General features: G+C 71.5%; 17 protein-coding genes, 2 tRNA genes and 1 riboswitch. Of the genes, 10 read left to right on the top strand and 9 right to left on the bottom strand.

Going from position 1 to position 22,433, the window contains the following annotated elements; all coding sequences use genetic code 11:
* Positions 1-117: 117 nt before the first annotated feature.
* From tig to ABEA67_RS00450, 3 genes are all read right to left on the bottom strand, one after another.
* Positions 118-1,512: a trigger factor gene (tig, locus tag ABEA67_RS00440; protein ID WP_345459222.1), complete on the bottom strand. Its 1,395-nt coding sequence runs from the start codon at positions 1,510-1,512 to the stop codon at positions 118-120.
* 261 nt (positions 1,513-1,773) lie between these two features.
* Positions 1,774-1,859, bottom strand: a tRNA-Leu gene (locus ABEA67_RS00445).
* An 86-nt stretch (positions 1,860-1,945) separates the two neighbouring features.
* A tRNA-His gene (locus ABEA67_RS00450) sits at positions 1,946-2,022 on the bottom strand.
* Between the two features lie 169 nt (positions 2,023-2,191).
* Between ABEA67_RS00450 and ABEA67_RS00455 the strand changes: the two genes are divergently transcribed.
* The 6 genes from ABEA67_RS00455 (at position 2,192) to ABEA67_RS00480 (ending at position 9,374) form a co-directional block, all read left to right on the top strand.
* Positions 2,192-3,334 carry an acyl-CoA dehydrogenase family protein gene (locus ABEA67_RS00455; RefSeq protein ID WP_345459225.1) on the top strand — a complete coding sequence of 381 codons (1,143 nt, stop codon included), beginning with the start codon at positions 2,192-2,194 and terminating at the stop codon, positions 3,332-3,334.
* Positions 3,335-3,566: 232 nt separating this feature from the next.
* On the top strand, positions 3,567-5,243 hold the full coding sequence (gene rpoD, locus ABEA67_RS00460; RefSeq protein WP_345459228.1) for an RNA polymerase sigma factor RpoD: 1,677 nt from the start codon (positions 3,567-3,569) through the stop codon (positions 5,241-5,243).
* Between the two features lie 107 nt (positions 5,244-5,350).
* Complete coding sequence (locus ABEA67_RS00465) at positions 5,351-6,868, top strand: DUF4129 domain-containing protein (RefSeq protein ID WP_345459231.1); 1,518 nt, start codon at positions 5,351-5,353, stop codon at positions 6,866-6,868.
* Positions 6,865-7,875: an AAA family ATPase gene (locus tag ABEA67_RS00470; RefSeq protein ID WP_345459234.1), complete on the top strand. Its 1,011-nt coding sequence runs from the start codon at positions 6,865-6,867 to the stop codon at positions 7,873-7,875. Before ABEA67_RS00465 ends, ABEA67_RS00470 begins: the two co-directional genes overlap by 4 nt.
* Before the next feature lie 83 nt (positions 7,876-7,958).
* On the top strand, positions 7,959-9,002 hold the full coding sequence (locus tag ABEA67_RS00475) for a DUF58 domain-containing protein (protein WP_345459237.1): 1,044 nt from the start codon (positions 7,959-7,961) through the stop codon (positions 9,000-9,002).
* A gap of 90 nt (positions 9,003-9,092) precedes the next feature.
* Positions 9,093-9,374, top strand: coding sequence for an M-like protein (locus tag ABEA67_RS00480; protein ID WP_345459240.1), 282 nt, complete (start codon positions 9,093-9,095; stop codon positions 9,372-9,374).
* A gap of 65 nt (positions 9,375-9,439) precedes the next feature.
* Here the strand turns inward: ABEA67_RS00480 and mnmE are convergent, their stop codons facing one another.
* Positions 9,440-10,759, bottom strand: a complete 1,320-nt coding sequence (mnmE, locus tag ABEA67_RS00485; RefSeq protein ID WP_345459243.1) for a tRNA uridine-5-carboxymethylaminomethyl(34) synthesis GTPase MnmE — start codon at positions 10,757-10,759, stop codon at positions 9,440-9,442.
* 207 nt (positions 10,760-10,966) lie between these two features.
* Between mnmE and ABEA67_RS00490 the strand changes: the two genes are divergently transcribed.
* Positions 10,967-11,665 carry an HAD family hydrolase gene (locus ABEA67_RS00490; RefSeq protein ID WP_345459246.1) on the top strand — a complete coding sequence of 233 codons (699 nt, stop codon included), beginning with the start codon at positions 10,967-10,969 and terminating at the stop codon, positions 11,663-11,665.
* Between the two features lies 1 nt (position 11,666).
* Here ABEA67_RS00490 and ABEA67_RS00495 read toward each other — a convergent pair whose 3' ends face one another.
* Positions 11,667-12,326, bottom strand: a complete 660-nt coding sequence (locus tag ABEA67_RS00495; protein ID WP_345459249.1) for a DUF4258 domain-containing protein — start codon at positions 12,324-12,326, stop codon at positions 11,667-11,669.
* A 305-nt stretch (positions 12,327-12,631) separates the two neighbouring features.
* Between ABEA67_RS00495 and ABEA67_RS00500 the strand changes: the two genes are divergently transcribed.
* From ABEA67_RS00500 to ABEA67_RS00510, 3 genes are all read left to right on the top strand, one after another.
* The gene (locus ABEA67_RS00500; RefSeq protein ID WP_345459252.1) at positions 12,632-13,495 is read left to right on the top strand and encodes a GNAT family N-acetyltransferase; all 864 of its coding nucleotides are present in this window, start codon (positions 12,632-12,634) and stop codon (positions 13,493-13,495) included.
* Between the two features lie 545 nt (positions 13,496-14,040).
* The gene (locus ABEA67_RS00505) at positions 14,041-14,349 is read left to right on the top strand and encodes a hypothetical protein (RefSeq protein ID WP_345459255.1); all 309 of its coding nucleotides are present in this window, start codon (positions 14,041-14,043) and stop codon (positions 14,347-14,349) included.
* Between the two features lie 13 nt (positions 14,350-14,362).
* A complete protein-coding gene (locus tag ABEA67_RS00510; protein WP_345459258.1) occupies positions 14,363-15,631 on the top strand; it encodes a glycosyltransferase family 4 protein in 1,269 nt (422 codons plus the stop codon).
* Positions 15,632-15,673: 42 nt separating this feature from the next.
* Here ABEA67_RS00510 and ABEA67_RS00515 read toward each other — a convergent pair whose 3' ends face one another.
* From ABEA67_RS00515 to ABEA67_RS00530, 4 genes are all read right to left on the bottom strand, one after another.
* The gene (locus tag ABEA67_RS00515) at positions 15,674-17,434 is read right to left on the bottom strand and encodes a hypothetical protein (protein WP_345459261.1); all 1,761 of its coding nucleotides are present in this window, start codon (positions 17,432-17,434) and stop codon (positions 15,674-15,676) included.
* Entirely contained in the window at positions 17,431-19,005 is a 1,575-nt protein-coding gene (locus ABEA67_RS00520; RefSeq protein WP_345459264.1) for a tyrosine-protein kinase family protein, read from the bottom strand. Before ABEA67_RS00520 ends, ABEA67_RS00515 begins: the two co-directional genes overlap by 4 nt.
* 235 nt (positions 19,006-19,240) lie before the next feature.
* Positions 19,241-20,491, bottom strand: a complete 1,251-nt coding sequence (locus tag ABEA67_RS00525) for a hypothetical protein (RefSeq protein ID WP_345459267.1) — start codon at positions 20,489-20,491, stop codon at positions 19,241-19,243.
* An 11-nt stretch (positions 20,492-20,502) separates the two neighbouring features.
* A riboswitch (cyclic di-GMP riboswitch) is annotated at positions 20,503-20,595 on the bottom strand.
* 416 nt (positions 20,596-21,011) lie between these two features.
* Positions 21,012-22,325 (bottom strand): sugar transferase, encoded by a 1,314-nt coding sequence (locus tag ABEA67_RS00530; protein ID WP_345459270.1) that lies wholly within the window; start codon positions 22,323-22,325, stop codon positions 21,012-21,014.
* Positions 22,326-22,433 lie beyond the last annotated feature (108 nt).

Here is a 22,433-nt window from a genome sequence, read left to right on the forward strand (position 1 = left end):
GCTGTTCAATGAATCCGGGACAGGGTTCAAGCTGGGCCGGCAGGAGCGGCACGGGGAAAAGGCAGAGGGGGCATGTCCCAGTGGACGGCCCCCTCTGCCTCTCGCTTGTGCGCTCGGTTACTCGCTGCGCTGCGCTTCCGCGTCGGTCTGCTCCCCGGCCTGCTCGCCCGCCTGGGGCTGGCTGGCTTCCTGGGTCGTGGCCTGCTCCGTTCCAGCGGTCTGGTCGCTGGTGTCCGTGCTGGCCTCGTCGGTGCTGCCCTCGTTCGTGCTGGTCGCGTCGCCGCCCAGCGCCGCCAGGGCCTGCTGGAGGGCCTTCTCGCGGGTCAGGCTGACGAAGTAGGCGTTGATGCCGTTCGGCCCCAGTTGGCTCTGGAGCTGCTGCGGCGTCAGGCCGTTCGCCTGCGCCAGGGCGTTCATGGTGCTGCTGAACTCGGCGTCGCTGACCTGCACGCCCAGGTCCTCGGCCAGCCGCTCCAGGGCCAGGTCGCGCTTCACGCGGCTCTCGGCGTTCTTGCTCAGATCGGCCATGAACTCGTCGAGCTTGCCCTGCTCGCGCATGAAGCTCTCGTACTCGCCCCACTTGACGCCCTGGCGGCCCAGGTCTTCCTGGATCTCTTCGAGCATCGACTCGCGGCGGCGGTCCAGCAGCGCCTGGGGAATGTCGGCCTGCATCCCGTCCACCAGGTGGTTCACGAACTCCTCGCGGCGGGCGGCGTCGCCTTCCTGGCGGGCGCGGCGCTCCAGCTCGCCCCGCAGGTCGGTGCGCAGGCGGTCCAGGCTCTCGAAGTTCAGGCTCTTGGCGAACTCGTCGTTCAGCTCCTGAAGCTGCTTGGTCTGCACGCCCTGCACCCGCACACGAACGGTGTGCTCGGGGTGCTCGTGGTCGCCGTGCTGGTGGGCGGGCACGGTGATCTCGACCTCGTCGCCGACACTCTTGCCCAGCAGGGCGTCACGCACGTGGGCCTCGGCCACGTCGAGGTAGACGGGGTAGGAGCCACCCTCCTCGCCCAGTTCCTCGATGGTGACCTGATCGGTGGCCTCGATGGGGCGCTCGGCGGTCTGGAAGCTGGCGTTGCGCTCCTGGAGATCCGAGAGGGTGCGGTCCAGCACCTCGTCGGTGATGTCGGGCGCGGTGGCCGTGAGCTGCGCCGTGCGCCAGTCGCCCAGCGTGACCTCGGGGTACGTCTCGCCGCGCACCGTGAAGTTGAAGGCCTGGCCGCTGGCGAGCGTCTCCGGCTCGATCTGCGCGTCCACCAGGCTGAGCTTCAGCTCGCGGGCGGCCTGGGGGTAGTGTGCCTGGAGGAGGCGGTCACGCACCTCGTTCTCGACGTAGCCCTTGCCCACGCGGCTTTCCAGCACCTTGCGGGGAGCCTTGCCGGGGCGGAAGCCGGGCACGCGCACGTCGCGCGCGAGGCCGGCCCACACCTGGTCGTAGGCGCGGTTCACCTCGGCGGCGGGCACCGCGACCCGGAAACTTACCTTGTTGCCTTCTCTGCTGATCAGCTCTGCCATGACGTCTCCCATCCTGCCTGCGGCGGCCCGCCACCCCCCGGGGGCGCGGCGGGGCCGCAGCTCTGTGTGTGCCTGTGCCGCCTGCGTCTGCCTGGTTTCCCGGCAGGCGCGCGACATGCCGCCGCGCATCATAGTGCCTCACGCGCCCCGCGTGCGACCCCAGACGCCCCCAGACATGGAGCAGGGGACAGGTGTGCAGGGGACACGGCAGACGCGGCCCGCCGGAGATTCCAGGGGCCGCGCCGCTTGCTTGCCGCTTGTTGGTGCGAGGAAAGGGACTTGAACCCTCACTCCCTACGGGAACCAGATCCTAAGTCTGGTGCGTCTACCAGTTCCGCCATCCCCGCCCGTGCCTTGCTGCCGCAAGGGGTGCTGCTCACAGTGCTGCTCAAAAAAGATTCCCGGCTGCCGCGGGCCGCGACTGCCGGGGGATTGGGGTGGATTAGGGGATTTGAACCCCCGGCCTCCGCTTCCACAGAGCGGCGCTCTAACCAACTGAGCTAAACCCACCACGCTTGCCTTCGCAGGCCCACACATCTTAGGAGAGGCGGGGCGAGGTGTCAATCGGGGTGTGGGCTGTGGCCCGCCGAATGTGTGAAGGGACTGGCCCCCGCTGTCCTCCACCACCACCTACAACCCACACCCCACAACCCCTCCCCGTCGTAGCCTATCCTCACCTATGGATTTCAATCTGCCGGGGGACCTGCGAGATATTCAGGCGACTGTCCGCGACTTCATGCTGAACGTGGTGGAGGAGCGCGCGCACGAGATCGAGGAGACGAACAGCGTGCCGCCCGAGCTGCTGCGCGAGGCCGCCGAGCTGGGCCTCTTCGGCCTGAGCATTCCCGAGGAGTACGGCGGCGTCGGCCTGGGGATGCTGGGCCGCTGCGCCGTGTACGAGGCGATGGGGCAGGGGCACATGGGCTTCGGCGGCGTCATCAGCGCGCACGCCTCCATCGGTACGAGTGGGCTGGTGAAGCTGGGGAACGAGGAACAGAAACGCCGCTTCCTGCCGCGCATGGCGAGCGGCGAGTGCATCGCGGGCTTCGCCATCACCGAGCCGAGCAGCGGGTCCGACGCGGCCAACATCCGGACAAAGGCCGAGAAACGCGGCGACGTGTACGTGCTCAACGGCACCAAGCACTACATCTCCAACGCGCCCATCGCGGGCCTGCTCACCGTCATCGCCATCACCGACCCCGCCCAGGGCACGCGCGGCATGAGTGCCTTTCTGGTCGAACCCCAGAGCACGCCCGGCGTCTCTATCGGCAAGATCGACGAGAAGATGGGCCAGAAGGGTGCGCTTTCCGCCGAGGTGATCTTCCAGGACGCCGAGATTCCCGCCGCCAACCTGCTCGGCCCCGAGGGGCTGGGCTACCGTGAGGCGCTGGGCATCCTGACCAACGGGCGAGTGGGCATCGCCGCGCGCTCGACCGGGGCCATGCAGCGCCTGCTCGACCTCAGCGTGGACCACGCCAAAACCCGCGAGCAGTTCGGGCAGCCCATCGCGGCGTTCCAGGCCGTGCAGTTCATGCTGGCCGAGATGGAGATCGCGGTTCAGACCAGCCGGGTGCTGTGGCAGAAGGTCGCCTGGATGGTGGACCAGGGCCAGGACGTGCGCCGCATGGCCTCGGTCGCCAAGTACCACGCCACCGAGATGCTCTCGCAGGTGGCCGACAAGGCCGTGCAGGTGGCGGGCGGCATGGGCTACATGAAGGACTCGCCGGTCGAGCGCTACTACCGCGACCAGCGCCTGCTGCGCATCTACGAGGGCACCAGCGAGATTCAGAAGGTCATCATTGCAGGCAGCCTGCTACGGTAGGGGCCGCATTTTTGGAGGCGCGGCAGGGGGGGCATGGGGGTGGCCCGCAGGCCGGGAACTTCCGGACCCCCCGCCGCGTATTCCCTGTTCTCCCCCGGTATCTTCGGCCCGGTGTCTTCAGAAGGTGACACGCACCTGAACAGGGGAGGGCCGTTTGCTAGACTGACGCGCTACGGCCACGGCGTTCTCGCCGCTATTGTTTCCGAGCCGCCCCCGCGCCACAGGAGGACGCATGGCAGAACCTACCAAAGCACGCGCCCGCAGCAAGGCCCCCGCGCCCGGTACCCCCGGTGCCCCCCTGCCTGAGGACGCCCCCCAAGAGAGCAAGATCAAGACCCCAGCCCAGCCCCGCAGCCGCACCCAGCCGCGCAGCAAGGCCGCGGTTGCCGCCCCGGACACCGTGACCGAGTCCGCTGGGTCGCAGGCCGCCGACACCCCGGCCAAGCCCGCCCGCGCCGCCAAGCCCAAGGCCACCCGGACGGCCACGAGCGGGCCGGACGACGAGGCCCCCGCCAAGGCGGCCCCGAAAAAGGCCGCCCCCAGGAAGACGGCGGCCCAGGCTGCGCCCACCGGCGAGGACGCGGCTCCCGAGGCCCCCGCCAAGGCCGCGCCTGCCAAGAAGGCATCCGCCAAGGCCGCGGCCCCGGCCAAACCGGCCAAGGGCGCGCCGGCCCCCACCGACAAGCCGTATTACGCCCACCCCAGCATTCAGGAGATGCTGAAGGCGGGCCGCGCGGCGGGCGTGCTGTCCAGCGAGGAGATCGCCGCCGCGCTGTCGGTGGCGCTGGAGGCGGCGGGGCTGGACCCCGAGAGCGCCGAGGCCTTCGAGGACATGCAGCTCTATCTGGCCGGACAGAACATCGAGGTGCAGGACCTCGACGAGGACGACCAGGAAGACGACCTTGAGGAGGAGGCCGAGGCCGGGCCTGCCGGGGCTGCCGAGGGGGGCGACGAGGAGGAGAAGTACTTCGACGACATGCCGCGCGCCGTGTCCAACGACCCGGTGCGGCAGTACCTCCACGAGATCGGCCGCGTGCCGCTGCTGACCCTGGAAGAGGAGATCGCGCTCGCCCGCCGCATCGAGGAGGGCGAGGAGGCCCGCAAGACGCTGGAGGAGACGGGGGGCGACCTCGACGACCGGGGCCGCCGCCGCCTGATGCGTCAGATGGAGGACGGGGCCGCCGCGCGCCAGGGGCTGATCGAGGCCAACCTGCGCCTGGTGGTGTCTATCGCCAAGAAGTACACCGGGCGCGGCCTGGGCTTCCTCGACCTGATTCAGGAGGGCAACCAGGGCCTGATTCGCGCGGTCGAGAAGTTCGAGTACCGCCGCCGCTACAAGTTCAGCACCTACGCGACGTGGTGGATTCGTCAGGCCATCAACCGCGCGATTGCCGACCAGGCCCGCACCATCCGCATCCCGGTGCACATGGTCGAGACGATCAACAAGCTGACCCGCACCGCCCGCCAGCTTCAGCAGGAACTCAGCCGCGAGGCCACCTACGAGGAGATCGCGGAGGCGATGGGTCCCGGCTGGGACGCCAACAAGGTCGAGGAGGTGCAGAAGGTCAGCCAGGAGCCGGTGTCGCTCGAAACGCCTATCGGGGATGAAAAGGACTCCTTTTACGGCGACTTCATCCCCGACGAGAACCTCGACTCCCCGGTGGACAACGCCGCCAAGACCCTGCTCTCGGAAGAACTGGAAAAGGCCCTCTCCAAGCTCACCGAGCGCGAGGCCCTGGTCCTGAAGTTCCGCAAGGGGCTGGTGGACGGCCGCGAGCACACGCTGGAGGAGGTCGGCCAGCGCTTCAACGTGACCCGCGAGCGCATCCGCCAGATCGAGAACAAGGCCCTGCGCAAGCTCAAGTACCACGAGAGCCGCACCCGCAAGCTGCGCGACTTCCTGGACTGAGCTTTCCCTGCCCTCTCTGCCCCCGTCCCCGTGGCGGGGGTCTTCTTTTGCGACAGCGCAAATGCGCAACGCCGCGGATCTCACCGCGCTAGTCTGATGGCCGAAGCATGACCGTTCCTCCCGCTGCCTCTGCTGCGCGGCCCCGGCCCTGGTGGGCGGACCGCTCCTGGCTGCTGGTGCTGACGCCGCTGGTGGGCGTGGCCTGGCTGCCGTGGTGGTGCGTGCTGGGGCTGGTGCTGGCCCTGGCGGTGACGCACCGCGAGGGGAGCGAGGCGCGGTCGGTGCAGGTGCCCCTGCTGCTGCTGGGCGGCGGCCTGGGTCTGGCCGTGCTGCTTCCCGGCATGCGCGGGGCCGAGGGAGCGCTGCTCTTCTCGGTGCTGTTCGGGAAGGTGGTGGGGGGCATCCTGCTGGTGGTGCTGAGCCTCTCTGCCCTGGAGGGGGGTGCCCTGGTGCTGGGGGCCGCGTGGCTGAGCCTGCTGCTGCTGCTGGGCTGTGTGCTGCCGGGGGGCGCGTCCCCCGCCGGGCTGGCGGCCGGTCTGCTGGTGCTGCTGCTGGCGCTGGCGGGGGCACCCAGCACCGAGAGCCGCCCGTTCCTGCGGCTGGCCGGAAGTGGCCGCGCCCTGCTGGGCGTGGTGGGCACGGCGTTGCTGGCCGCCGCCCTGCTGGGCGTGCTGGCGCTGCCGCTGGCTTCGGCTCCCGCCGCAGGTCCGCCCCCGGCCGCTTCGGCAGCAGGGCGTGAGGCGCGCACGAGGCCGGCAGAGGCAGCGCCGCTGGACCTTCCGGAACGCTCGACCCTGCCCGGCCGTGCCCAGCCCCAGTCCCTCCCCACCAGTGTCCGGCGCGAGGCGCTGCCGGGGGCGGACCTGGCGCTGCTGGGGGGCCTGCTGCTGATTCTGGCCCTGACGTATCTGTACCTGCGGGGCCGGGCCGAGCGGTGGCGGGCGGGCGAACGTCCGCGGTGGTGGGAACTGCTGGCGCTGGCCGGCGTCCTGATGATGGCCGGGCTGTTCGTGGCCTACGTCTTCGCAGCTCCCGGCGGCGGAACGGCCAGCGGGCTGCCGGGCGGGGACCTGGGCGCTGCCGGGGCGGGCGGGGGGAAGCCGCAAGACCCGCGCGCCAGCCTCCTGCCCACCCGCGCGGACGCGATCCTGCGGGCGCTGAGCGTGCTGGCCTTTGTCATCCTGACCGCGTTGGCGGGTGCGGTGTTCTGGCTGGCCTGGCGAACGCGGGGGGACACGCCGCAGGCCGACGCCGCCGCTCCCACCCCCGACGCTGCCCCCGGCGAGGAGGGGGCGCTGCACCGCGTCCGGCAGGCCTACCGCGCGGCCCTCGCCTCGCTGTCGGGGGCGGGGCTGGGGCGCGGGGGGGCGGAAACGCCCGCCGAACACGCGGGCCGCGCGGCGCGTGAGCTGCCCGTGCTGGCCGGGCCGCTGGGCACGCTGGTCGCTGCCTACGCGCCGGTCCGCTACGGCGGGCGCGTGACCGACGAGGACGCCGACGCCGCCGAGCGGGCCGCGCGCGAGGTCGCACACCTGACGGCGGGCGTGCGGGTGAACACCGGCAGGACCGGGGAACCGGAAAGCCAGACATCGGAGCACCAGACACCAGAAAGCGAGACACCATGACGAACGCAGGAACCGTGGAACCGGGCAGCGTGCAGGCCTATGCCGCCCCCGTGCTGGACAATGTCGCCCGCGTGCTGGTCGGCAAGGAGAACGTGACCCGGCTGGCGCTGGCGGGCATCCTGGCGGGCGGGCACCTGCTGCTGGAGGACGCGCCGGGCACCGGCAAGACCATGCTGGCGCGGGCGCTGGCGGCCAGCCTGGGCCTAGGCTTCCGGCGGGTGCAGTTCACGCCCGACCTGCTCCCCAGCGACGTGACCGGCGTCAGCATGTACCGCCCGGCCACCGGCGAATTCGAGTTCGTGCCCGGCCCCATCTTCACCGGGCTGCTGCTGGCCGACGAGATCAACCGCGCCACGCCCAAGACGCAGTCGGCGCTGCTGGAGGCGATGGGCGAGGGGCAGGTCACCGAGTCGGGCGTCACGCACGTGCTGCCGCCGCCCTTCGTGGTGCTCGCCACCCAGAACCCCATCGAACACGAGGGCACCTACCGGCTGCCGGAAGCGCAGCTCGACCGCTTCCTGCTGAAGCTCGCGGTGGGGTATCCCACGCTGGAGGAGGAGGTGCGGATGCTGGGCCGCCTCCAGGGCGCGCACCCCATCGACACGCTGGGGCCGGTCGCCACGCCCGCCGACCTGCTGGCGGCGAGGGCGGCGGTCCGCTCGGTACGCGTGTCGGACGACCTGCGGCGCTACATGGCGGCCTTGACCGCCCGGACGCGCGCGCATGCCCAGGTCGCGCTGGGCGGGGGGCCACGCGCCAGCCTCGCGCTTCAGGGGGTAGCGCAGGCCCTCGCCGCGCTGTCGGGCCGGGCCTTCGTGCTGCCCGACGACGTGAAGGCCGCCGCACCGGGCGTCCTCGCGCACCGCCTGACCCTGCGCATCGAGGCCCGCCTCGCCGGGACCCGCCCGGAGGAGGTCGTCGCGGACGTGCTGCGGCACGAACCGGTGCCCGCCGAACCCGTTTCCGTGCCGTCCGGCCCGGCGCAGGTTGCAGGTGCGACGCTCTGAACCTGCCCGCGCTCCTGCTGACGCTGGCGGCGCTGCTGGCTGCCGGGCTGGCCGCCTTTCTGGTCGCGCGCCGCCCGCCCCGCGTGACCCTGACCCGTGAGTTCGCGCCGCAGGGCTTCGAGGGGCAGCAGCTCTCCTACCGCGTGCGGGTGGTGGTCGAGTCGCGCTGGCCCCTGCGCGTGCTGATCGAGGACCCCACGCCGCTGACGGTGGTCCCCGGCGAGCAGATCGCGGTGGGCGGCCTGACGGTCGGCCGCAGCGTCAGCGAGCGGGCCACTACCCTCACGCTCAACCGCCGGGGCGAGTACGCCTGGCCGGGCGGCACCCTGCGCTGGGCCGATCCCCTCGGGTTGTTCTGGCACGCGGCACCGCTCCCCGTGCCGGGTCAGCATGGCCCCACGCGGCTGGAGGTCTACCCCGGCACGCACGGCCTGGTGCTGCCCGACCTGCTGCGCCCGCTGCTGAGCGAGGGCACCCTCTCGCGCACGCTGGGCCTGGAAGACCCCATCAGCCTGCGTGGCGCGCGGCCCTACCTGCCGGGCGACCCGCCGGGCCGGGTCCACTGGCGGCTCTCGGCCCGCACCGGGAACCTGACGGTGCGCGAGCTGGAGCGCACCGCCGCCAGCAGCGTGACGGTCTTTCTGGACCTGAACGGCAGCGAGGTCTTCGTGGAGAGCGCCGTGCGCCTCGCCAGCAGCCTGATTCAGGAGGCGCTGGCGCTGGACCTGCCCGCCTCCGTCGCCACCAGCTCGGGGCCGACGCCTTCAGGCCGCACCCCTGAGGCGCTGAGAGCGGCCCTGCGGCGGCTGGCGCAGGTGCAGCCGGACCCCGCCCCGCCGGTCATTTCGCCCCCCCGCGCGGGGGGAAACCTGATTGTGCTGACTCAGCGGGCCGGGCCTGCGCTGGTCGAGCAGGCCATGTGCGCCCGCGCCACGGCCAGCCGGGTGGCGATTGTGGCGATTCCCGAGGGCTTCTACCTGGAACCCGGCGAGTCGCCCCGCCGCCAGTGGGTCGGCGCGCCCGACACCGTCCGCGACCTGGAACGCCGCGCCGGAATCCTGGCCGAGGCGGGCGTGCTGGTGTTCGTGCTGCGCGGCAACCAGAGCGTGCTGCGCCTGGGAGCCTGACATGGGGGCCTGACGCCGGGCCGCAGGCGCGGGCCAATCCTAAAGGGATGCTCACGCCGCGCGCCGCGCCGCCCCTGCTAGCGTAGGGGCATGACCAAGTCTGATGACGCCCAGAACGGCCTTCCCCAGAACGACGTCCCCAAGACCGAGGACGAGGTCACGAACGTGGACCTGCAATTCATGGGCCGCACCGACGAGCGCCGCGACGCCCTCAAGGACGCCCGCGCCGAGGCCCGCCTCGCGGACGAGTACCAGGAGCGCGGCCTGAACAAGCAGGACGTGGCCTCGGCGGGGAGCATGATCGCCAGCGACCCGGCCAGCAGCAACCCCGGCGACGAGACTTCGCTGAACACCAAGGACAGCGAGGTCTAAAACGCGCAGCGGCGGGGGGCCAGTGGGGGACGCCTCACTGGCCCCCTGCCCTTTATCTCCGCCCTTTATTTCCCCACGCAGAAATTGCGGAACACCGCGTCCACCACGTCCTCCTGCACGTCGCGCCCGGTCAGGTCGGCCAGCGCCCGCAGCGCCTCTTCCAGCTCGTACCCGGCCAGGTCGTCGGGGAGGGTGCGGGCGGCCCCAATGTGCGCCAGCGCCCGCCGCGCCGCGTCCGCCTGCCGTTCGGTGGTCAGCCATGCCTCGCCGCGGGCCGCGTCGCCCAGCAGCGCCGCCTGGATCGCCTCCCGCAGTTCGGGAAGGCCCTGCCCGGTCACGGCGCTCACGTCCAGCGCGGCCGGATCGGTCCAGGCGGCGGGGAGGTCGGCTTTTGTCCGCACACGCAGTACCCGCGCCTCTTCCGGCAGGGCGGCGGGCAGGGCCTCGCGCGGTAGGCTGCCGTCCTCCAGGGCCAGCACCAGGTCGGCAGCCCCGGCCAGACTCACCGCCTGCCGGACGCCCGCCGCCTCCACCTCGTCGCCCGTCTCGCGGATGCCCGCCGTGTCCACCAGGGTCACGGGCACGCCCGCCAGCGAGAGCTGCGCTTCGAGGTAGTCGCGCGTGGTGCCGGGAAGGGGCGTGACGATGGAGCGCTCAAAGCCCAGCAGCGCGTTCAGCAGGCTACTCTTGCCCGCGTTGGGGCGGCCGATCAGGGCCAGCCGCGCGCCGCGCGTGGCGACCTGTCCGGCGCGGGCGGTGCCCACCAGGGCACTCAACTCGGCCTCGGCGGCGGCCAGCGGAAGCTCGCGGTCCTCGTCGGGCACGCCTTCTTCGGGGTAGTCCAGCAGGGCCTGGAGGGCCGCCAGGGTGCGCGTCACATGGGCCGCCACCCGCTCCACCCGCTCGCCCAGCGCCCCGGAGAGGCCCAGCGCCGCCTGCCGCCGCGCCGTCTCGGTCCCCGCCCCCACCAGTTCCAGCACCGCCTCCGCCTGCGCCAGGTCCAGCCGCCCGGCCAGGTAGGCCCGCAGCGTGAACTCGCCGGGCCGGGCCGGACGCGCCCCCAGTTCCAGTACCCGCGACAGCACGCCCGCCAGCACCGCCGGGCTGCCGTGCGTCTGAAGTTCGGCCACGTCCTCGCCGGTGTAGCTGCGCGGCGCGCGGAACACCAGGCACAGGCCCTCGTCCAGCACCTCGCCGCCCTCCGCGACCAGTTGCCCGAACAGGAAGCGGCCCCCGGCCGTGGCGCTGGGCCTGCGCCGCCCCCGGAACACGCCGTCGGCCACCCGCAGCGCGTCGGGGCCACTCACGCGGACGATGCCCACGCCCGCGCTGCCCGGCGCGGTGGCGATGGCGGCGATGGTGTCTTCGAGGCCGGTGCGCGTCACGGCGAGCAGGGTAGCAGGGGAGGGCCGGCCGGGCGGAACTCTGAGTTATACGGATTCTGTCCAATTCCTGAACAGTCGGGAGGGCACCGTCTGTTCATCCATCTCCCGAAATCCGCCCTTGTTCCTTCTCCCTCTGGTCGGATTTCCGGGTGTTTTCAACACCCTTCAATCGGAATCCGTATTACAGGTGGGCCTACACTGCCCCCCGTGACCCTTCCCCCGGATGTGCAGGCCGTTCTCTTTGATTTTGATGGCACACTCACCGACTACGTGGCGGCGGATCTGGCAGCCCTCGCTGCCCTGCGGCTCCTGGCCTGCCCCCACGCCGACCCGGAAAGCTTCGTGAACCGTGCCGTGGACGAGATCATGGCCTTTCATGCGCGGGTGGAGGCGGGCCAGAGTGACCCCCTGCGGATGGACCACGAGCGCCTGACCCGCACGCTGGCGGCTTACGACGTGAGTTGCACGGCGGGCCACCTTGCACACTACGCGGCGGCCCTGCTCGTGGGCACCATGCCCTCACCCGGTGCGCTGGAACTGCTGACTGCCCTGCGCGCCCGTGGCCTGCGCCTGGGCCTGCTGACCAACGCCTACGACGGCCCTGCCCAGCGGCAGCGGGTGGCCGCCTGTTTTCCGGAAGGTCCCTTCGAGGCCGTCGTGGTCGCGGGCGAGGTGGGGGCGCTCAAGCCTGACCCGCGGCCCTTTCACGCCCTGCTGGGCGCGATGCAGGTCGAACCGGGGGAGGCCGTGTATATCGGTGACTCCCCCGGTCATGACGTGCAGGGCGCGCTCGCGGCAGGCCTGCGGGCGGTCCTGGTTCATCCCCACCCGCGCCTGCGGGAAAGGGCGCTGACGCTGGGAGCCGTTGCGGCCGTCCCGGACCTCGCCGCGCTGCTGCCCGCGTGAGCTACGCTCCCTTCTTCCACTTCCCCTTGCTGCGGTGGCCGGGCTTGTTCCCCGGCGTCGCCGTCCGGGTCCTGATTCGCTCGTCGTCGTAGCGGAGCATCACGGCGAGGCGGGCGCGGCTGATGATGTGGTGCGGGTGCTTGGGCACAAAAGCCGTCACCACGTCCAGAAAGCCGCCCGGCTGGTGCTCCACGACCACATGCAGGGGCAGCGCCACGCCGCAGGCCTCGAAGTAGCCGCACACCAGCCAGCGACGGTCTTCCGGGTACACGGCCCGCACGCGCCCGGCGACCAGCACCTGAATGATGTCGTGTTCCAGAAAGCCCTCGGCGCGGGCGTGCCCGATGGCGTGCGGACACAGGTGATAGCGGCCCTCGTACACGGCGTCGCGCAGCCGGGCGTGGGCGCGGGTCAGCGAGTGGTCGGTGGTGTCGATGCCCGCCAGGTCGGCCTCGCGCTGGGGCTTCAGGGGTTTGTGGGGCAGGTTCGCGGGCCGCGCGGGGGGTGGGGTGGGGGCGCGGCGGGCTTCCTTCTCGGCGCGCGCGAGCTGGGCGCGCAGGGCCAGCAGGTCGGTGCCGGTGCGCTCGGTGTCCGCCCGCGCGGGGGCACGGCGCGAGCCGGGGTTACGGTTGGTGGTGCTGGACGCAGCTACTTTCGTCACGGCGGGCCTCCCATCGGTCGGCCTTCCTGCCTGTTCTGACCTGCCGGGGCTGGCCTGGGCGGGAAGGGCGGGTCACGGCACCTTCCTCTCCAAAAAGAAAAGGCCCCTCAAACACGGCTTCGTGTTCGTGGGGGGGAAGGCGACGTACCCTGTTCAGGGCATGCGGGAACTATAGCACGCGGTGGGGGAGGCGCAGCGTGACGGGCCGAACAGACGGCGGGCCGCCCCGCTTTCTAGGCTGAACCTGTTCTCATTTCTTCAGTGGGTTGCCACTTCGTCCTCTCGCTGCCCCGGAGGTGCCCTTCATGATTCGCCCGATGCAAGCGACCGATGCGCCCGATGTCCTCGCCCTGCTGGCCTGGATGGACGATGCCCCCGAACGCGAGGTCTTCGCGCCCGATGCCCGCGACGTGGTGGAGCTGCGCGGCGAGTGCGAGGACCGTGTGTGTCTGGTCGCCACCGCCGACGACGGCGAGGTGCAGGGCTACTGCGCCCTCGCGCCCTTCCGCGATGGCCTGGCGCTGGAGGGACCGCTGGGCACGGGCGACCTGCACGTGCTGCTGGAACGGGCGGTGGAGCGCGCCGAGGGCCTGCCCATCTATGCCTTCAGCGCGCGGGACAACCTGGCGGTGCGGGCCGCGTTGGAGGCGGCGGAGTTCACGCCCATGCACGCCACCGACTTCTACGAGGCGCGGGTGGCCGACTTGGCCCGCCGCGCCCGCGTGCCGGACGGCTACCTGGTAGAAAGCAGCCTGACCCCCACGGCCTACCGCGCCCTGTACCGCGCCAGCGAGGATAGCTGGTCGGGCCGCCTGGAATGGACCGACGCCGACCTGGCGGGCCATTTCGGTCGGGAAGACGTGCGGCTGGTGGCCCTGCTGCGGGCGGGGCGGCCCGTGGGCTTCGCAGAGCTGGAACTGAATCCGGAGGTGTCCCGCGCCGACCTGACCTACCTCGCCGTGCATCCCGCCGAGCGGGGGCAGGGTCTGGGCCGCACCCTGCTGGCCCTGGCCGCCGCCGAGGCCGCCGCCCACCCCGAGATTCGTGACCTGCGCACCCGCGCCCACGACCATGCCCGCGCCGCCCGCGCGCTGTACGCCCACGCGGGCCTGACCCACTGCCGCTCGGTGGTCACGTACCTGCGCGACGACACGGAGGGGGAGGCGTAGGGGAAAGCGGTCAGCTCTCAGCGGTGAGCTATCAGCAAAAGAGGACGTGAGGGCGGCCTTCTCCCGCTCCGCCTGGGAGCTGAGTGATGCAGGTATCTCTCTCATAAAAGAAGCAACACCGATAAACACGGTGCTTCTCGCTCCTCCCCCCTTGCGGGGGAGGCTGGGAGGGGGGAATGCAAACGCCCTCCCGGCGCGGCCTGAGCGAAACAGCAATGACATTTTTTACAAAGATGAGAGACTTGTCTGCATCACTCAGCCCCTTGGAGGTGGCTCGTAGAGCCGCGCAGCGAAGGGCCGGTGTGAGCGGTGTCAGCCGCCAGGCCGCCCTCAAGGTCGGTCAGAAATCGGTCCTCCATTGGCCCCTGACGCCAGCCCTGTGCATCACCTCTGCGGCGTAGCTCTATGAGTCCCAACCTCCCCCCTCAAGGGAAGGAGCTTTTTTGTCTTCACGCTCTCTTCCACCGAATCGCCCCACCCCCGAGCTGACCACTGAAAGCTGCCCACCACAATCCCCCGCTTGCCCCGGCATTAGCCTGCCGGGCATGGGCAAACGTGACCCTTCCGGCCCCCGGCCTGCCTTCGTGACGCTGCGTGACCTGCCCGGCACGCGCGTCATGTTCTGGGTGGTGGGAGACTGCCCGTACTGCGGGGGGCAGCATCTGCATCCCGCCGGGAACCTCCGCACGGCGGACCCCAGCGAGCGGCTGGGTGAGCAGCCGGCGGCCTGCGACCCTGGCCGCACCTACGAACTGCTGCTCCCGCCCCGGCCAAAGAAGAAGACCGGCAAACAGGAGCGGCGCAGGGCGCGGCGTGAAGGCAAGCTGAGCGACCGGGACGACGAGAACTGGTAGCGTCGGAGGCACCTTGCCGCCCTACCGGATTCTCTACACCACCACCACGCCCATCGCAGCCCTGGCCTTTTTCGCGGCCCAGCTTCGCCACCTGCGCCGTCAGGGCCATGACGTTCATCTGGTGACGCCCCCCGAGCCGGCCGAACTGGTGGCCCGCGCCCTGGAGACGAGCGGGGCCACCTTCCATCCGCTGCCGATGGCGCGCGAGATCTCGCCCCGGCAGGACCCCGTCTCGCTGCTGGGGATGTACCGCATCCTGCGACGGGTGCGGCCCGACATCATCAACTTCTCGACGCCCAAAGCGGGGCTGCTGGGCGGCTTGGCGAGCGTGGCGGCGGGCGTGCCGCTGCGGGTGTATTTCATCCACGGGTTGCGCAGCGAGACGGCCGCGAGCGGCGCGCTGGCCCCGCTCCAGCCGCTGCTGCGCCTGATCGAGCGCCTCACCTGTGCCTGCGCCCACGAGGTGCTGTGCGTGAGTGCCTCCAACCGCGACGAGGCGGTGGCGCTGGGCCTGGTCCCGGCCCACAAGATCCGGGTGCTGGGGGCCGGGAGTCCGGCGGGCCTGGATGTGGAGCGGTACGCCGCCCCCGACCCGGTGGCCGTGGCCGCGGCCCGTCAGGAACTGGGCCTTGCGCCGGGCACGCCCGTGGTGGGCTTCGTGGGGCGGTTGGCCCCGCAAAAGGGCATCGAGGAGGTGCTGCTGGCCTGGGAGCAGGTGCGGCGGCGCGTGCCGGGGGCCGCCCTGCTGCTGGTGGGCACCCCCGACCCGGCCAATCCCCTCTCGCCGGGGGCCTTGCGGGCGTTGCGGGAGGCGCGCGGCATCGTGAACGTGACCTTCGAGGCCGACATGAGCCGCCTCTACCCGCTGATGACGGTCCTGACCCTGCCCAGCCGTCACGAGGGGCTGGGGATGGTGGTGCTGGAGGCGCTGGCGGCGGGCGTGCCCAGCGTCCTGACCGACGCGCCCGGCGTCCGTGACGCGGGGGTGCCCGGCCTGACCGCCCTGCAAGTGCCCACGGGCGACGTGGCGGCCCTGGCCGACGCCCTCACCACCCTGCTGACCGACGCGGACCTCGCCCGGCGGCTGGGCACCCAGGGTCAGGCATGGGTGCGCGAGAAGTTTGCCCAGGACAGGGTCTGGGCACTCTGGGACGAGTTCTATGCCCAGGCCTGGCAGCGGCGGCAGCAGGCGCGGCGGGGGCGCTCCGGCCGCCGGACCGCCGTGTGGGTGCTGGCCGGGGCGCTGGTGGCCCTGGGTCTGCTGGGGCGCAAAAGGCGCTGACGCCCCGCGCGAGCAGGTCCTCCTCGCGCAGGCCCTGGTCGCTCAGCCCTGCTCGCTCAGCCGGGCCTGCGCGACCAGTTCGCTCGCCAGCCCGTACTGGGGGTCGTAGGGCGCGCGCCACAGCAGCGCCCAGCCCAGCGACTCGGCCTGGCCGCGCCGCACCGCCCGCGCCGCCTCGCTGGGCGTGAGCCAGGCCGCGTAGCGCAGCGCCGGACCGGCAAAGACCCGCGCCTCATGCAGCTCAGCGATAAGCTGCCGCGCCGCCTCGTCGTAGGGCACGAAGACAGGCACCGATGTGCCTGGCCGGGGCACCAGCTCGGAGGCGAGCGTGGCGTAGTTCAGGGCCTGACGCTCGTGGGCCAGCCCGCTCTGGCGCAGGGCCTGGCCCCGCCGCTCGGCCACCTGGCGGTAGTAGTCGCGCTGTGTGGCCGGGTCGCCGAGGGGGCGACCGGCGGCCAGCAGCGCCCGCGTCAGCTCCACCTGCTCGCCCCACGCGACGGGCGTCGCCACGTCGAGGAGCGACACGACGTGCAGGGTGCCCTGGCAGAGGGAAAGTGCCTCGGCCAGGTGCGGCAGGGGGGCCAGCAGGTGCCACAGGTGGCCGAAGGTCCCCAGCAGCGGCGGCGGCAGGGTGGTGGCGACGACCAGGACCGGCTCGCCGCGCCTGCGCCGTTCCGAGAGCGCCTCCACCTGCGCCGCCAGATGCACCGGGCACAGGCTGCTCGACAGCAGCGTGCTGCCGGGAAGCAGCCCGGCCAGCCGCGCCGCGCTCGCCCGCGAGGGCAGCATCACCAGCCGGTCGCCCGGCTGCGCCGCGACGGCCCGGGCCAGGGCATGCAGGTCGCGGGGCTGCGGTGGGCAGACCACCTGGCAGGGCTGGCCGGGTGTCCCCGCGCTGGCGGAGGGCAGCGCGGACGTGGGGGGCGCGGGCAGCGGCTGAAAGGCGGCGGGCCAGTCCCGCCCCACGCCCGGCAGGCCCAGCACCGTCCAGCCGAAGACCCGGGAAGCGTCCGCGAGCAGGTCGGTGACGACGCCCAGCAGGTCGGGCACGAGGGTATGCAGCCCGTCCAGCAGCAGCGGCCCCGACAGCAGGCGCGCGAAGCGGGGCAGGTCCCAGGTCCATGCCGCCGAGAGCAGGCGCACCGCGTCTTCCAGCGTCAGCACGGTGATGGGGCTGTCCTCGTCCCCGACCGCCTCCGCGCCGTAGCGCTCGCGCAGGCTCCGCAGGGCTTCCTGCTGCGTGCTCCAGGAGGCGCAGGCGAGGGTCAGGTGGTCCTGGCCCTGCTCCTGGGCCGAGGCCAGCGCCCGCTCTATGCCCCAGCGCCAGCGTTCGGGGGCGGGCAGCGCGGGCAGCACCGACAGGCCCGCGGGCAATGGGGGCACGCCAGCGGGGGCGGGGGGCAGGGCCACGCGGGGGCCACCCGTTCCGGCCCCACGCAGCAGCCAGGCGGCCAGCCCCCGCACGAACATCTCCCGCTCGCCGGGGGCCAGGGCCAGGGCGGGCGGGGCGGGGGGCAGGTCGTTCCGGGCCGCCCGCAACAGTGCGGCGGGCAGCGGCTCGGCCAGCAACCGGGCCGCCTCGGCGCTGTCGAGCAGGCCCCCGCTGCGGGCCAGCAATGCCCGCGCCAGGTCCGCCTCGCCGAGCTGGGCGGCGAGGCGGGCTGCCGGGAGGGCCTCGCCTTCCGCCAGCGTCGCCAACCCGGCGGCCCGCTCCAGCAGTGGCCTCAACACCCCGGGCGCGCTCGGGTCTACCCGGCCATCCTCCGGCCCCAGCCAGGGCGCGGGGCGGCTGGGACGGCTCATGGCAGCACCCCGGTCCGCTCGGCCTGGAGGGGCGCGTAGGCGTAGCTGCCCTGGCCCGCCGGTTCCCGGAAACGGTTCAGCACGAAGCCCAGCAGGTGCACGCCCAGCAGACCCACTTCCTGCACGGCGCGCTCGACCTGGGCGCGGCTGACCTGGGCATCGGCCACCAGCAGCAGGCCGTCCATCCGGGCCGCCAGGGCCAGGCTGTCGGCCACCCGCAACACCGGCGGCGAGTCCACCAGCACCACGTCATAGTTTGCGCGCAGGTGCTCGATCAGGTTCATCACCTCGTCCACGTCCAGCCGCGAGTTGCCCGGCGCGGCGAGGTCCACCCGTTCGCCCACCCCGCTCCAGAGCTGGCTGCCGCCCGGTCCGGCGGGCCTGGGGGCCGGGGCAGGGCGGCCCGTGCCGCCGGAGAGCCAGAGCTGCTCCTGCCGCCGCCGGTATACGTCGGCGTCCACGACCAGCACCCGCAGCCCATTGAGGCCCAGGTTGCTGGCCAGCGCCGCCGTGACGGTGCTCTTGCCCTCGCCGGTCTGGGCGCTGGAAATCACGATCAGGGGCGTGCGGGCCGGGCGGACGAGGGTCGCCAGCAGGCCCACCCGCACGAAATCCATCTGCTCGCGGAAGGTGCCCTGCCCGACTTCCCGGATCAGGGCGCGCGGGTCGGTCAGGCGGGCGGGCAGGGGCGGCAGGGTCGCCATCACGGGCACCGAGAACTGGCGCAGGTCTTCCGGCCCACGAATCCGCCTGCGAAGCTGGTCGAGCGCGAAGGCGAGCAGCACCCCGAAAAAGAGCGTGGCCGCAAAGACCAGCGCCGCGTTGCGCAGGGGCCGCGGTTCCACCGGGTCCACCGGCAGCAGCGCCCCGGCCAGCGCCGAGAGCGTTCCGGTCACGGTCTGTTCCAGCACCTCGACCTGTTGCAGCTTCTGAAGCACGTCGCCCCGCAGGCTCTCCAGCGAGCGCACGTCGAGCGGCGTGGCCGCCTGGGCGATGCGGCGCGTCAGGTCGTCGCGCTGCTGAAGCAGGTTCTGACGGGCGAGAGAGACGCTGCCCAGCGCTCGCTGCCGGTCCCAGGCCAGCAGGGCCTGCGTGAAACTGTTCGCCCCGGCCTGGGCCACCGGCGGCGTCGCCGCCCGCACGCTGACCTCGTACACCCCCACGAAATCCTGGTTCACGTCGGAGGCCAGGCCCACCGCCTGATCGTCGTTCTGGCCGAGGTCTGCCCTGACCTGCTGCTCCAGCGCGCGCCGGGCCGCCGAGTCGGGCACCCGCTGGCCCAGCAGCGTCAGCGCCCGGTCCACCACCTCGGGGCTGCGCATCGCGCGCGCCACCACCGCGGGGGGCAGGGGCGGGGCAGTCACCAGCGTGGTGTTGATGACCGAATTGCCCCCGCCGTTGGGCAGCGCCGCGATGCTGGCCGTGGCCTGGTACACCGCCGGGCGGGTGCGCGAGTAGAGATAGACCAGCAGCGAGAGCGCCAGGGCCGTGAGCAGCACGGGCAGCGCCGCACGCCGCAGCACACCGAGCAGATAGGACAGGTCGAGGTCTTTGGGCCGTTCAGAGGTCATGGGATCCTTTGCAGAGCGGGCAGAAAGCGGAGCTGGAAGGGGAGCCGGGTGAACTTCCTGTCAGCCTAACGTACGGTGTGCCGCGCGTGAGAAGACCTGCGCCCTTCCAGGCTTTTTCTCTTGTTTAACCCGTGCCTGTTGATCCCGCATCTGGGAAGAGGCAGCGGTGAGGGAGAACAGTTCCCTCACCGCTGCCTCTTCCCGCCGCTCCGCGTGGCTTGCAACCCCGCGCGGGTCAGCGCACCTCGTACCAGTGGGCGGCCAGCGGCGTGACGGCCCCGGTCACGGTTCCGTTTTGCAGTTTCAGGCCGGTGGGCCGCCCGGCGAAAAGGGGCACCAGTTGGGTGGCCTGGCCGTCCAGCGTCACCTTGACGGTCTGGCGGCTGGTTTCGCTGAGGCTGACCACCTGGAGGTAACGGCGGCCCTGGTAGGTCCAGAGGGTCGCGCGGGCCTCCGGGGTGTTGACATTCAGGCTCCGGCGCTGGCCGTCCATCAGGAACGGGGCCAGCAGCTTGACTTCCCCGGCCACCCGCTTGAGTTCGGCCCGCAGCGCCGCGCCACCGGGGGCAGCCAGATCGTTGGTGGGATCGAGGTAGGTGTAGTACAGGATGCCCTTGACGCCCGCCCCGAGGGCCTGGTTGGTCATGCTGTAGAGTTCGCGCGCGTTCGGCAGGCGGCCATCCTTCCAGCGGAAGCTTTGCAGGTTGGCGATGGGCAGCGTGCCCTTGCGGCTGGCCTCCGTGACCAGGCGCTGCATGACCGGGTACACCACCCCCACGCTGTCCCCGCCGTCCACCGGATAGGACTGGTTGCCGACCGCGTCGGCCCGCCCGAAGTAGTCGGTGTGGCTGTTGGCGAAGGAAATCGCCATGCTGGTGTAGGTCAGGTGCCGGGAGTCCAGCGCCTTGGTGGCCTGGTTCCGCCGCTCCAGCTCCTGCGGCGTCACGAGGTTGTTGCAGTCGTCGGCGATCATCCAGCCCAGCACCGCCGGATGGTTCTTCAGGGTGTTGATCGACACGTCGTTGAAGTCCTCGACCAGCAGCTTCATGCCCCGGCTCTGGGCGGTGTTGAGCAGCTTGGTGTAGCCGGGCAGGTCGTCCTGCGGGTCGAACATGGTCGCGTTCATCAGGTTGAAGCCCATGTCCGCGATGGCCTGGAGGTCGCGCAGGCGGCGCTCGGCATTCCCGGCCCACGAGACGTGGTAGAAGCCCATCGGGAACATGGGCTGCCCACCCACCAGCAGCGTGCCGTCGGCGCGGACGGTGGCGGCGGTGTCGGTCGCCGCCGCCCCGGCCGTCAGGGCTTGCAGGCGCTGCGTAGCGTCGAGAGTTTCGCCCTCGCTCGCCTGCCGCTCCTCGCCGCTGTCACCGGGGGTGACCGTCCCCCCCGGCGCAGTTCCGGGCAGGGAAGCCTGGGGGGCGGAGGGCTGCCCGCAGGCAGCCAGCAGCAGCGTCAGGGCACAGGCCAGCGTTCCGATTTTTTTCATGGCGTCCTTCTTTCGGTAGCCCGGCGGACTCTTCGGCCTGGGTGCGGCGCGGGAGTTCCGTGGCTTTGCGTCACCTCCTCGCGGAGGTTTTGCCTTTGTCGAGATGGGCGGAGAGTGGTGGATGGAAAATGGGTGTGCGGAAGGTCCTTGCCTTCAGAGCGGCAAGTTCCAGAACCGGGAGGCCAGAGAGGAAGAGGGGAAGATGGGCTTAGCTCTGTGAAGACAGGTTAAGCATCTGTTCTTACATTAACCATACATAAACACTGCTGGCTGCCAAGATTCTCACAGGCCGGGTGAGGAGAGACACAGAGACAGGGTATGAGCCACCCAGAGCTTTCCCGGGGTAAGGTTCAAAAGTTGAGCGTGCCTCTCATGCCCGCGGTCGTGAGGCTCTTTTTGCCTCTCTGCAAGCAGCTCTGGGTGTCGTCTCGTGGGGGCTGGGACAGCTCCGCAGGGGAGAGGGGACACGCAGGCCTCCCCGGAGACCTCTGCTTCTGAAAGACCCTTTTGAAACAGGCTCTCAGCGGGAGCCGAAGCCGGTCAGGATGGTCCAGATCGTCTTGCCGACGATCAGCAGGTCGAGGGAGAGCGAGAGGTGCTTGACGTAGTACAGGTCGTAGCGCAGCTTCTCGGTGGTCTGGCCCAGGTTGTCGGTGTAGCCCTGGTTGACCTGTGCCCAGCCGGTGATGCCGGGGCGGACCCAGTGGCGGCAGGCGTACAGCGGGATGCTTTCCTCGAAGTCGGCGGCAAAGGCCCACTGTTCGGGGCGCGGCCCGATGATGCTCATCTCGCCGCGCAGCACGTTCCAGAACTGGGGCAGTTCGTCGAGGCGGAACTTGCGCAACAAGGCCCCGACGGGCGTCACGCGCATGTCGCCCTGCCGCGCGAAGGCTGGCCCCGACCGCTCGGAGTCGGTGGTCATGGTACGGAACTTGGCAATCTGGAAGGGCTGCCCGTTCCGGCCCACCCGCTCCTGCCAGAACAGCACCGGGCGGCCACTGTTGAAGTACACGACCAGCGCCACGGCGGCCAGCAGCGGCAGCAGCAGCGGCAGCAGCAGCAGCGTGACCACGATGTCCAGCGCGTGCTTGAAGGGTTCGTAGCCCGATCGGAAGGTGTTGTCCGTCAGGCCCTCCCGGTCAATCGCGTGCAGCGCCACCCGGCCGGTGAGTTCCTCGTCGGCCAGCACCTTGGGCCAGAAGGGGACCTGGGTGACGTAGGCATGTTCCAGCAGCCGCTGGTAGTCGGTGGAGGTGCCGCGCTCCGGCTCGACCAGCAGCAGGTCGACGTGTTCCAGCATGCCGGGGTCGCGCGGACTCACCGGCACGAACTGCACGCGCGGATGGTGGAGGGTGGCGGCGGGCAGCAGGGGCGGCTGGCCCGTGGCCGACAGCGTGAGTTCCGACACGCCCAGCCGCAGCGGGGGTGAGACACGCCATATCCAGCCCAGGGCGAGCAGCGTCAGCCCGAACCACAGGCCATGCAGGGCCAGCAGCCAGGGCAGCGCCGCCCCCTCACCCACCGCCAGAAACAGCGCGCCGGCGACCAGCAGTGTCCGCAGCGGCACCACCACGACCGGACGGCCCGGCGAGAGCCGGGTGCCTGCGCCGCCACGCCTGCTCAGCAGCCAGCCCAGGACCCCCGCCAGCAGCCACAGCCTCAGCAGCAGGTTCCGGGTGGGCAGCTCCAGCCCCAGCAGCCCCAGCCCCACCCAGAGCAGTGTCCCCATCAGCAGCAGACCCAGCGCGTCGACCAGCCACGTGAGCTGCCGGACCTGTGGGGGCCGGATCAGGTGAGCGGGAACGGTGTCGGGGTTAAAGCGCGTTTCCTGCATGGGCTAACGCTGCCTCCTGGCTCCTCGGAACGGCCGCTGGCGGGGCTGGGGCCAGTGACTCCGGGGGCGGGGAGGCGGGCTGGTAGGCGGGGCGGCCGGTTCTGCGGC

The organism is Deinococcus carri (assembly GCF_039545055.1).
In the GTDB taxonomy this organism is placed as follows: domain Bacteria; phylum Deinococcota; class Deinococci; order Deinococcales; family Deinococcaceae; genus Deinococcus; species Deinococcus carri.